9 protein-coding genes are annotated in these 12,072 nt (G+C 51.8%); 3 read left to right on the top strand and 6 right to left on the bottom strand.

Translation table 11 applies throughout. The features are described 5' to 3' along the window. The coding region (locus HMPREF9304_RS14895; protein ID WP_036926661.1) for a hypothetical protein at positions 1 to 187 on the top strand (187 nt) is incomplete at its 5' end. Between the two features lies 1 nt (position 188). Here HMPREF9304_RS14895 and HMPREF9304_RS03975 read toward each other — a convergent pair. From HMPREF9304_RS03975 to HMPREF9304_RS04000, 6 genes are all read right to left on the bottom strand, one after another. Beyond that, positions 189 to 851 carry an ABC transporter ATP-binding protein gene (locus HMPREF9304_RS03975; protein WP_004349712.1) on the bottom strand — a complete coding sequence of 221 codons (663 nt, stop codon included), beginning with the start codon at positions 849 to 851 and terminating at the stop codon, positions 189 to 191. A gap of 67 nt (positions 852 to 918) precedes the next feature. Next, positions 919 to 3,291 (bottom strand): ABC transporter permease, encoded by a 2,373-nt coding sequence (locus HMPREF9304_RS03980; RefSeq protein ID WP_036926664.1) that lies wholly within the window; start codon positions 3,289 to 3,291, stop codon positions 919 to 921. Between the two features lie 41 nt (positions 3,292 to 3,332). Then, entirely contained in the window at positions 3,333 to 4,064 is a 732-nt protein-coding gene (locus HMPREF9304_RS03985; protein ID WP_231564461.1) for a head GIN domain-containing protein, read from the bottom strand. A 2-nt stretch (positions 4,065 to 4,066) separates the two neighbouring features. Then, the gene (locus HMPREF9304_RS03990) at positions 4,067 to 6,412 is read right to left on the bottom strand and encodes an ABC transporter permease (protein WP_036926668.1); all 2,346 of its coding nucleotides are present in this window, start codon (positions 6,410 to 6,412) and stop codon (positions 4,067 to 4,069) included. A gap of 70 nt (positions 6,413 to 6,482) precedes the next feature. Beyond that, complete coding sequence (locus HMPREF9304_RS03995) at positions 6,483 to 7,736, bottom strand: efflux RND transporter periplasmic adaptor subunit (RefSeq protein WP_036926670.1); 1,254 nt, start codon at positions 7,734 to 7,736, stop codon at positions 6,483 to 6,485. After that, complete coding sequence (locus HMPREF9304_RS04000) at positions 7,721 to 9,046, bottom strand: TolC family protein (protein ID WP_036926678.1); 1,326 nt, start codon at positions 9,044 to 9,046, stop codon at positions 7,721 to 7,723. The genes HMPREF9304_RS03995 and HMPREF9304_RS04000 overlap by 16 nt, the downstream gene beginning before the upstream one ends. Positions 9,047 to 9,341: 295 nt before the next feature. Here HMPREF9304_RS04000 and HMPREF9304_RS04005 point away from each other — a divergent pair, with 295 nt between their 5' ends. After that, positions 9,342 to 10,670, top strand: a complete 1,329-nt coding sequence (locus tag HMPREF9304_RS04005) for a sigma-54-dependent transcriptional regulator (RefSeq protein ID WP_036926673.1) — start codon at positions 9,342 to 9,344, stop codon at positions 10,668 to 10,670. A gap of 3 nt (positions 10,671 to 10,673) precedes the next feature. Then, positions 10,674 to 11,813: a sensor histidine kinase gene (locus HMPREF9304_RS04010; RefSeq protein ID WP_036926676.1), complete on the top strand. Its 1,140-nt coding sequence runs from the start codon at positions 10,674 to 10,676 to the stop codon at positions 11,811 to 11,813. The last annotated feature ends 259 nt before the right edge of the window (positions 11,814 to 12,072 follow it).

Consider the following 12,072-nt stretch of genomic DNA (forward strand, 5'->3'; position numbering starts at 1 on the left):
TATTGATTTTTTCTATTTTGAAGATTTTAGATGGCCGTTTTTTGGTAAAATAATAAGACAAAAACAATGGATTCGTTGCCCGCAGAAGATGCACATGCTTGCCGAAAAAGCCATAGGGGCAAAGCGTAAGCACGTTCAGCCAAAGCAGCCCGCCGAGCCACCTGACTTGCTTACGCTTTGCTCCTGAATCAACCAACGATCTGTCCGTCGAACAGTCGCACGATGCGATGGGCAATGGAGGCGTCATGCTCGTTGTGAGTAACCATGACGATGGTGGTTCCCTCGCGATTGAGTTCGGTGAGCAGGCCCATCACCTCGGCACCGTTTTTCGAGTCGAGATTACCGGTCGGCTCATCGGCGAGAATCAGTTTCGGCCCAAACACCACGGCCCTGGCGATGGCCACACGTTGCTGCTGACCACCCGAGAGCTGGTGAGGGAAGTGCTTGGCGCGATGACTGATGCCCATGCGTTTCATGATGTCCTTCACTTTCTGCTTGCGCTCGGCCTTCGACATGCCAAGGTAGGTCAGGGGCAGCTCGATGTTTTCTTCCACGTTGAGTTCGTCAATGAGGTTGAAGCTCTGGAACACGAAGCCTATCTCTCCCTTGCGCACGTCGGTGCGATCCTTCTCCTTTAGCGCCGACACTTCCTTGTCGCCTAACCAGTACTTGCCGCCCGTGGGATTGTCGAGCAGTCCGAGGATGTTGAGCAGGGTTGACTTGCCACAGCCCGAAGGCCCCATGATGGCAACAAACTCCTTGTCTTCTACTTGGAACGACACATTGTTAAGCGCAATGGTCTCCACTTCTTCCGTACGGAACGATTTGCTTAAATTTTCTACTTTGATCATATTCTTAAAATATTATGGTTTTTATATGTTTTATGGTTTGTAGTCCGGTCTATCGGATGTTCCTTTCTTACTCTTGTTTCAGATACTCCACCGGGTTGCTGTTGGCCACGCGCCAGCAGTTGATTGCCACAACGGCAACGATGATGAGCAGCACGAGGACGATTGTCACGAGGAACGGCCACACCGTCAACGCGATGCGGTTGTCATAGAGCTGCAGCCACTGTGCGGCTACCCAGTAAGCACCGACAGCCCCTATCAGCACGGCAGGAATGGCTGTGCGAAGGATGTTCAGCTGGAAAATGCGCATCACGTCGCCCACGCAAGCACCGTTCACCTTGCGGATGGCTATCTCCTTGTGACGACGGTTCACCTCGTCGCTGACATAACCAATAAGTCCCATCAGCGCGATGAAAAGCACCACGATGCCAACCGTCATCACGCCGTTACGGAAATTCCGAGTCGCAACATACTGCATGTTCTTGAGATTCTCCACGCTCTCAACCATGACTGTTTTGCCCGGGAAGAACCGCTGAAGCCGCGTCTGGATGTCGGTCAGCTTCTCTGCGCTGAAATCGTCCAGCTGAATCAACAGGTAATTGTTCATCCAGTTGGCCGCACGTCCGTAGAAAATCACAGAGGGTCTGTCCCTCCCATTGTTCTCGGCACTGCCCAGATGAATGTCACGATAGACGCCAACGATGGTCAGTAAATCTTTGTTTTCGTTGCCGCTATGCTCACTGATAATCACCTTCCGACCTACCACGTCGTCCCATCCGCGCAGCTTCTTCATCATAGAGGCAAAGTCTTGACTCACCATCACTTGCTTGAGACTGTCGCTGCCCGATGCGAAGACACGGCCGGCAACAATAGGAATCTGCAGCATATCAAAGTAATGGTCGGCGACGGTGAAGAGATCGGCGATATTGAACAGTTGTGATTCTTCTCCGGGAACAGTTACGTTGTTACCACTCATACCATAGAAAGGAAACGTATTGCATGCCGACACCTGACGCACGCCGCTCATACGTCCTACCTCGTCGTATGCCGTCTGCCGTTCATCGGGCTGCAGTGCACTGATATTAACTGATGCGAGACCGGCACACTGATAGCCCAAGTCAAAGCCAACCGTATGTCTATACTGCATGCTGACAATGAAAAGCAGACCTAAAAGGAAGCTCACCATGGCAAACTCAAGCCCCAGCAGCGCTACCTTCCAGCGACGCCTGGCCTCAACATAGCCATGAAATGCAATGGTCACGGGCATGCGGTTGTAAAGCCATCCGGGCACGATACCTCCCACGAAGAGCACCATCAACGCAATTAAAAGCAAAATCCACGCACCACGATTGAATACCAACACAGAGAGCGGAGCCGACAACAACTGTTCGATTGTGCCATGGCAAGCCCACAACAGAGCTGCTCCTAACATGAGGGCAAGCACGAGATGCAGGCACACTTCGCTGAAGGTGATGCTGTAGACGGCTTCACGTCCGGCACCATAGCATTTTCTTACCGCCATCTCACGGGCACGGCTGACCAAATTACCCACCACAATCAGCACATAGTTGAGTATCGAGGCAGAGAGCAGAATGATGGCCAGGAGCGACAGAATCCAGAACATCTGGCGTATATTGTCCGCCTCCGTGTAATAGCGAGATATGGGGGTGACCTTGTAAGTGAGCCACGTGCCGGACTGTTGCAGCTCCTTGACGGGATAATGTGTCTGTATCATGCGGTGTATAAGGGGCTTCAACGAATCGGGAGAGACACCTTTCCTGAGACGTACGAAACTGATGTAACGGTCGTTACCGACCAGGTTATCCTGACCGTCGTAGCTAAAATTCTTCTGCGTCTTCATAGATCCGATCACATCATAGTTGTGGAACGTTGAGTTGTGAGGATAATCCTCGTAGACACCTACGATGGTCAGCTTCAGGCCCGACATTTCCTTCGACTGGATATGCCGACCCACAACGTTGCCGCCCAAGCGCTCCGCCGTCGAGCGATTCACCACACAACAGAATGGTTCCGTGAGTGCTCGGTCAGCATCACCCTCGAGGATGCGGGCTGGAAACATACGGAAGAAGCAGCTGTCGGCAAAGTAGACATCGGCACGGACACGTACTTTGTCATCAGTTTCCACCTCTCCATCGGTCACGATTGGATTGGTGCGCGTAGCCAGCTCCACCTGCGGAATGGTTCGTTTCATCATCAGTACCACGCCGCCCGACGTATTCGAACCCTCCGTGAACTCCTGCGCCTTCATCTTGAAGCCCTCGGTCACACGGCAGATACGGTCGTAATCGGGATAACACTGGTCGAAAGTCTGTTCATAATAAATCTCGGCAATGATAACCGCACTGACACTCAATCCGAGTGCCAAACATAGAATCTTGGCCACATTGTGTTGCCTGCGGCGGAAGAGATTGCGCCAAGCCATGGGACAAGACTGTTGAATAAGATGCAACATAGTATAGATAATTAATGTAATACGTGAATATCCGAAGACCCTGATTTGTCCAATTGTCGCTGGATGGGGTTGCCCTTGATGCGGATGTCGCTTGAGCCAGAGGCTTTGGCACTGACAGAACGGGTGGCGAAGCAATAGACATCCGACGAGCCGGAGCATGTGGCCGACACGTCTTTCGCCTTGAGATCGTAGGCTCTCACATCTGAAGAACCAGAACAGGTATATACGGCTTTCGACACTTTGCCAGCCAGACGAGCATCGGAAGAACCCTGCAAGCGAACTTCCAAGCTATTGGCCGTCAACTGATTTACCGTAACATCACTCGAACCGCATGCCTCCAACCGCACTGCCGAGGCATTGAGCGACCGAATGAGCACATCACACGCACCGGAAGCCGTGACCGACTGCAAGTCGGGTGCCTGTACATAAACCGTGAGGTGATGATTGCCTGAATGAAAGCCGGGGTCAGACTTTTGCTTGATGGTCAGCACTTGATTACGCACTTCCATCTGCAACTTCGGCAACATGCTGGACGAGCCTACCGCCTTTACACGGTAGCTTTGATTGCTACTCTGCACAAACTCTACATTGATGGCTCCGGAGACTTCGATTGCCGAGAAACCTCTCAGCGGGTAAGTTCTGCTTTCGTCATTGGCAACTTCGTATGAGTTGGCTTGTACAACGATACATGATGACAGCAAGACAAGGACAGCTGTCATGCAAAAAAAGATTTTCTTTTTCATATTTATTCTTGTTTGATGTTATTTACGGGGTTCTCGTTGCTGGCCATGTAGCTTTGGATAGCCACAGCGCAGAACGAGATAAGCAGCACGAGGATGCCGGCAACGATAATCCACGGCCACCACACGATGCGGTAACTGTATTGGCTGATCCATTCGCTGATAATATACCAGATGACGGGCACGCTGATAATGAAGGCAACGCCCACATATTGAAGGAAGGTGCGGATGAGGTCTCGGCGGATTCGGTTGCTCGTGGAGCCAAACACCTTGCGGATGGCAATCTCCTTGCTGCGCTGCTGAATGAAGTAGGTGGACATGGCGACAAGTCCCAACAGCGAGATAAGAACAGCAAGAAACGAGAAGATGGTGAGGATGCGCACAATGCGGATCTGTTCCTTATACACCTCGGCTATCTTCTGACTGAGGTAAGGCGACTCCTGCGCCAAGTCCTCATGATAAACTTTCTTGTAAGTCTCCTGTACCAGTCGGTAGGCTTCTTTCTCGTCGCCTTCCACCTTGATGAGTACATTGTTCGCAAAATCATCGCGCGTGATTTGGTCGAACAGGTAAACCACCGTCACCTGATCGTCAGCATTGTCCATATCAATGGTGTAAAGATGGAAATCATTCAGAATCCCGTTGATTTGTTCCCGCTCGTAAGTCTCATTATAGCGGAATGCCCTTTCATCAGGTTTCAACTGCATTACCGAGTGGAAGTTGGGCGACACAAAGAGCTTAGCGGAATCGCCCTGCGCAAATTGCTTCTTCACCTCGATGCTCAGCAACGGCAGGTAATCCTTGTCCGCATAAAAGCGTTGGCAGCGCACTGCCTTCTTGCCAATATAAGCCATCTGGTTGAATCCGCCAAAGAGAGGCGAGCACAAGCAGACGGAAACCTTCTTGACTGGTGTCAGTTGTTGCAAGTTTTTCTTAAACAGATTGGCTTTGCGAGCATCCTGTGGAACACCGATTTCCATCACGCCCTGGGTGTCATAGCCCAACGGGGCATTGATGAGGTGCCGTATCTGGCGGCTGCCAATGAGTGCTACGGCAATGAAAATGATGGTGATGGCGTTTTGCACCACGATGAACACCTTGCTGAACAGCATCTTGGTCTGTCGGTGGAAGGTGCCGCGAACCACATCAATGGGCTTCACCCGCGACTGAATGACTGCCGGCAGAACTCCCGCCAACATACCTACTGCCAGCACAATGCCTACCAACAACAACAGGTTGATGGGGATGAACAGCTCGGCGATGGTGATGTGGGTGTCCAACAACTGACAGGTATAAGGAATGGAAGCCCATGCCAACAACACGGAAAGAACAACTGAGCAGCAGCAAAGGCACACGCTTTCGATGACCAACCGCCAGAGGATGTCGCTCTTCCGGCTGCCCAACAGCCTTCTTGTCGCCATTTCCTTGGAGCGATTGCCCGACAGGGCGACCGTCAGGTTGATGTAGTTCATCACCGAGAACACCAAGATGATGATGCCGATAATGAAAATGAGATAGACCAATTCGCCCTTTCCGCGCTGACATACGTTGGAAGAGTATTCGGAAAAATAGCTCTCACTGAATGGTATCAGGCGGAACTTGCATTCAATCTTGAAATTTTCTTTGTATATCTTTGTCAGGATGTGGTTAACATTATTTTCCAATGCACCGATATCTGTGCCTGGTCTCAAACTCAACACCACATCAGGACTTCCGAAATTACCGTCGATCTTAAAGAGCCAAGGTATCCGTTCGCGCAGCAGTTCGTACCGCCCGATGATGTCACAGTCGGGGAAAGAGGTTCCGTTCATGTTCTCATAGATGCCCCTTACATACACTTTCCGGTTCTCTACTGTCAACACCTTGCCCATCGCATTGCCGTTGCGGAACAGCATCTGCGCCAACTTCCGGGTAATCACCACGTCGGTCAGTTCGTTCAGGGCCGTGGCGGCATCTCCTTCCACAAGCGGTTGATTGAACATGGAGTAGAACGTGGAGTCGGTGTACATCATGGTCACTTTCACATTGTCCTCGTCGGCGGTCGTTACATGTTGTTCACGGTTGATGTTGAAAGCACAGCCTTTTTCTATTTGTGGCAGTTGCTTTTGCAGCACTCTGATGATTTCGCGCGATGTTCCGCTCATCTTGTCGGAACTGAAATCACAGCCCAACAAATAGAGCCGGTCCACATTGGCGATGCTCTTATCGATGCCCGTTTCGTGCTGATAGTACAGACCAATGAGGATAACGAACGCAAAGCTAATGCTCAGTCCGAGCACGTTGATGGCGGTGTACACCTTGTTCCTCGATAGGAAGGTGAAATAGGATTTGAGATTGAATAGTTGCTTCATGACTTATTTGCTTGTTATTTCGATGCCAATATGAGTTGCTTATTGCTCCTGCGCCAATTCATTTTTCTTGTTATTCCAAAACCAAAATTTCGTTGTCTTTGTAGCTTTCGTAGCCGCTTACGATGACTCGCTCACCGGGCTGAAGACCTTCTAGCACCTCGTAATACTGCGGATTCTGTCGTCCGATGCGGATGTTGCGACGGTAGGCTTTCTTTCCGTCTTTGTCAAGTACAAAAATCCATTGCCCGCCCGTCACGCTGTAGAACGTTCCCTTGGGGATGAGCACCGCCCGCTTCGACTCGCCCAACTGCAGGTCCACATAATAGGTCTGACCCGTTCGGATATTGGTCGGACGCTTGCCACTGAACACGAAATCGATCTTAAACCTGCCGTCTTTCACCTCGGGGTACACCTTGCGCACGGTGAGCGAATAATGCTTGCCGTTCTGTTCGAAGGTCGCCGTGAGCCCTTGGTGCACCCGATCAATGTAATGCTCGTCGACATGCGCCTCCACTTTATAATCGCTGAGGTCGTTGATGACACCAATCTTCTGTCCCGGAGAGATGCTCTGTCCTAATTCGATGTTGAGCTGTCCCACCTCGCCGTCGATTTGCGAGCGCACGTTGAGATGCTCCTTGCGCTGTCGTACCAATTCCACATTGCGCCTCATCGACGAGAGGTTGTCGTTCATCTGATCCATCTGCGCGCGACGGAGCTGCGCATCTTTCTTGAGTCGTTGCGCAATCAGCTCATTCTTTTTCACGGCCAGCTCGTAGTCTTCCTTTGCCTTGAGATATTCCTCGCGACTATTGAGCTGCTCCTGCTGCAATGCGGTCTGATGGTTGTAGGTTCGCTTCTTGGCCTGCACGTCCATTGACAGCTGTGCCGCCTCGTTCTGATTGTTGAGCCGATCCTGCTCCATCGTAATCTGCGTGTTGCGGAGCATGTTCTGCTTCTCCGCCAGTTCGCTCTCGGCATTGAGGATTTCGAGGTCGAGATTGCTGTTGTTCAGCCTCACAATGACGTCGCCTTTTCTGACATGGGAGCCTTCCTCCGCCACTCTCTCCATGACAACTCCACCTTCTTCCGGCGAGATCTGCACCACCTGAATGGGCACCACATTGCCGTCTACGCTCACATAGTCGTCAAACTGCGCTTGCTTCACGTCGCCGATGCTCAGCCCCCGACTGTCGACTTTCAGGGTCGATGAGAAATTTCCCAGAGCCAACCACAGCAGCGCAGCCACCACAATAACGCCTCCCCCTATCCAAGTCCAATACTTTCGGGGTATCCAAAACTTCTTTTGTTTTATTTCAATGTCCATGTTCGTATTCCTTTATAATAGTTGACTAATCGTTGTTTCATCTCAAGCATCAACCGCATTTGCAGCAGTTTGATGCGACTGTCGAGCAAGGTTTGCGCCGCTGTATGCAGGTCGAAAGTTGAGAGCATGCCCTCCTCGTACTTGCGCGATGCCAGATGCCAGGCTATGGAGTCGGCCGCAGTCTTCCGCTCCATCTTCATGAGCTCGCGCGAATAGCCATCACGATCGAGCACTGCCTGCGCAATATCATCGTGCAGTTTGCGACGCGCGTCTTCCAAGTCGAGCTTGCTCGCCTCCCACTCGGCTCTCGCCCTGCGTGCGGCACGCCAGCGTGAAGGCATGAAAAGGGGGATGGACAGGGAAAGGTAGACATATTCGCCCATGTTGTTGTTGAACTGTTTGCCGAAGTTGTCGGTCTTACTGCTGCCCTGGGAGAGATTGCGGTAATAGTTGGTGTTGATACCTCCACCCAACGCCAAGACTGGCAGCAGCTGTCCGCGTTGTATAAGATAATGGTAGCGGGCATTCTTGACGTTGAATGCTGCCGTCTTCACTTCCGGTGATTCAGCTTGGAAAGCGGCATAAAGGCTTCTGGCATCGTCGGCAGCAGACAGGCTCGCGGTCAACAAAGTGTCGAGGGCAAGCGAATCGCCTACGGGGAAATTCATCTCCGCTTTCAGGGCCATCAACGCCAAACTGGCCGCGTTCTGCTGGTGCAACAGGTTGTAATCGTCCTCCGCCACCTGGCTTTCCATCTGCGCTACGTCGGGTCGCGACTTCTCTCCAAGGTCGAACATCGCACGGGTCTTGCGAAGCAACGCCTGACTGTCGGCCAATTTGCGGCGTGCCAAGCCAATGCTCTGCCGACTATACACCGCCTCCACGAATTTCGCCATCACGGCTATGGCCTTGTCGTCGGCTGTCTTTTGCAGGGCCGTCATACTTTTGGCACGCGCCAGTCGAGCTTGCTGAAAGGCATTCCAGGTACGGCCACCGTCAAACAATGGCACCTCCGCCCCAATGCTGTAATAATTGTTGAAGGTGGTGATGGTGTTGTAGGTGTTGGTCTCTGGGTTGATGTTACGGCCCCAGGCATACTGCGCCGTGGTCTGTGCCGACACCGTGGGCAGAAGGTCGAGCCTCGCCGTGCGCTCGTCAACCTTGCTCTGTCGCAACTCCAATCGCTGTTTGCGCACTCCGTTGTTGTGCTCCACCGCATACTGAATGCAGCGGTTCATGGTCCAAGTCTCTTGCGCCAATAGCGGAAGAGCGACCAAATCTAATAATATTATCGTAATTGCTGTTCTCATACGCTTAAACAGTTGCCAATGCTGTGCCAGAAACATAACCTACTGTTTATCTGCACGTTGCGCAAAAAGCACGTTTACATATCTGTCCAACAATTAGACACTGCTGCCCAATTATTTGACAGTGAGAACCACCATCCACTCGATGTCCTCTCATGCAGCACACCTTTTTTTATGATATGATTTTTAGACAACGGCTTGATACTAAAGAGAAAAAAGAATATCTTTGCAAAAACAACATCCTTTTCGCCACTCCATTAAAAGGATGTGCAACTGGCAAACAGATATTAGACAATAAATGAAACAAGGTAGCATACTGATAGTTGACGACAACCGCAACATCCTCACCACGGTGAAGATGCTGATAGAAAATGTATTCGAGCATGTCGCAGCGATAGCCAAACCAGAGAATATCCCCACCCGCCTACGCGAGGACAGACCCGACGTGGTGCTGCTCGACATGAATTTCCGCAGCGGCATCAATAATGGTAACGAGGGTCTCTTCTGGCTTCGCGAGATCAAGAAACTGAGTCCACACACGCAGGTGGTGCTCTTCACGGCATACGCCGACATTGAATTGGCGGTGACGGGCATCAAGGAGGGCGCTACCGACTTCGTGGTAAAGCCTTTCGACAATGCCAAACTCATCGACACGCTCACCAATGCCTACCGCAAAACCAAGAAAAACAGCCAGAACGCCACCACCCATGAGGGAGAAATGTACTGGGGCGTGTCGCCCGTCATGCAAGACTTGCGCCTGATGGTGGAGAAAGTAGCGGCCACCGATGCCAACATTCTCATCACGGGCGAGAACGGAACCGGCAAGGAAGTGCTTGCCAAAGAGATTCACCGCCTGTCGAAACGGCATGGACACCGGATGATGCCCATTGACATGGGAGCCATCACGGAGACACTTTTTGAAAGCGAACTCTTTGGACACACGAAAGGTGCTTTCACGGATGCCAAGACAGACAAGCCGGGAAAGTTTGAACTGGCGGAGGGAGGCACGTTGTTTCTTGATGAGATAGGCAACCTGAGCTATGCGTTGCAGGCAAAGCTGCTCACGGCCTTGCAGCGCAGGAGCATCGTGCGTGTGGGAGGCAGCGAGCAGATTCCCATCGACGTGCGACTGATTTGTGCCACCAACCGAGACCTACAAGCAATGGTGACCAACGGCGAGTTTCGCGAAGACTTGCTCTACCGCGTCAACACGATTCACCTGCACCTGCCGCCTTTACGCGAGCGCAGGGAAGACATCACGGCCTTGGCCGGCATCTTCCTCAAACGCTACGCAACGATGTACAACAAGCCGGAGACAAAATTCTCGGCCAGCGCCATGACCAAGCTCGAAGAGCAACCTTGGTACGGTAACATTCGCGAACTGCAACATGCCATGGAGAAAGCGGTTATCCTGTGCAGCGGCACGACGATTGCCGAGGACGACATTGAGAGCGGTTCTACCCGACAGGAGAAACCAATTGAGGACGTGCGCACGCTCGATGAGATGGAACGAAGACTCATCGAGAAAACCATCCGCGAATGCGACGGCAACCTCTCGCAGGTGGCGTTCAGGTTAGGTATCTCCCGACAGACTTTATACAACAAAATCAAACGATACGGACTATAAATCATGAACGTGATTGTCATCATACTCTGCCTGGCACTGCTTACCGCCCTCGTTGCCTATCTGCAACTGTGGCGACGGTATCGGCACGACCTTGGCAAAGTGACATTCATGTTCAACGCCATAGACATCGGCGACTATACTTTCCAGTTTCCCGTCAACAAGAGGTACGGCAGCGAACTTTTGCTCAACGAGTCGCTCAACCGCGTGAAGGAAATCCTACAACACGCCCGAGATGAACAGATAGAACGGGAAAAATACTTCGAACTCATACTCGATTCGGTGGATACGGGCATCTTGGTGGTCGACGTGGAGCGGGGCATCGTACTCCGCAGCAACCGGGCCGCACTCAACCTGCTGCAGGTGGAGACCATCACCCACATCAACCAGATCAAGGAGAAGATGGCGGGATTCTCTCTGCGCGAGACCCACACAACTCTCAAGAGTCGTCGGGTGCGCATCATCGGCTTCAGCGACATCAAGGGCGAGCTGGCCAACCAAGAGATAGACAGCTGGGTGAAGCTCATCCGCGTACTCACCCATGAAATCATGAACACCGTCACGCCAATCATATCCCTGAGCGATACCCTACTCCAAAACTCACAGGGCGAGCAACGGCAAGGACTGCAGGTCATCAGCAGAACCAGTAAGGAACTTATGCGCTTTGTGGAGAATTACCGCAAGTTCACACATGTGCCTACGCCCACGCCCACCCTGTTCTATGTCAGACCGTTCCTCGAGCGCATGGTGAACCTCATTCGCCCGATGTTAAAGCCTGGTGTGAACGTGAGCTACGAGGTAGACCCCGGCGACTTGCTGATGTATGCCGATGAGAGCCTCGTCAGCAGGGTGGTCAACAACCTACTGAAAAACGCTTCCGAGGCCATCGGAGAAGAAGGACAAATCACCCTGCGCGCATACACCAACGCGCAGGAATCCGTCATCATCGACATCACCGACAACGGAGCGATGATTCCCGATGACGTGGCAAGCCACATCTTCGTGCCCTTCTTCACCACCAAGCCGCAGGGAAGCGGCATTGGCCTGTCCATTTCACGACAAATCATGCAGGCCTGCAATGGCTCCATCGACCTCATCACCGACAAGAACACCAGACTGACCACCTTCCGCCTGACATTTTATTAACCCAACTCAAGTCTCGTATTTAAGTATTAGGCAGTCATGCCGTAGGTTTCAAATGCTGCCAACCTTTTTCCGGTCTCATTCATCCGTATGACCAAATCTTCAGATTCCGCACTGAATTTTCTTTACAAAGTGCCTCTCATAACTCGCGTATAAATCACCAACATCAAAGTTGGTCGCAAATACGCGAGAAATGAGCGATGTTTATAATTTGTTGACATTGAAGACGTTACGTTTAAGACAACACTTTTCTTTCCTGTTT

It is taken from the genome of Hoylesella timonensis S9-PR14 (assembly GCF_000762405.1).
Lineage (GTDB): Bacteria > Bacteroidota > Bacteroidia > Bacteroidales > Bacteroidaceae > Prevotella > Prevotella timonensis_A.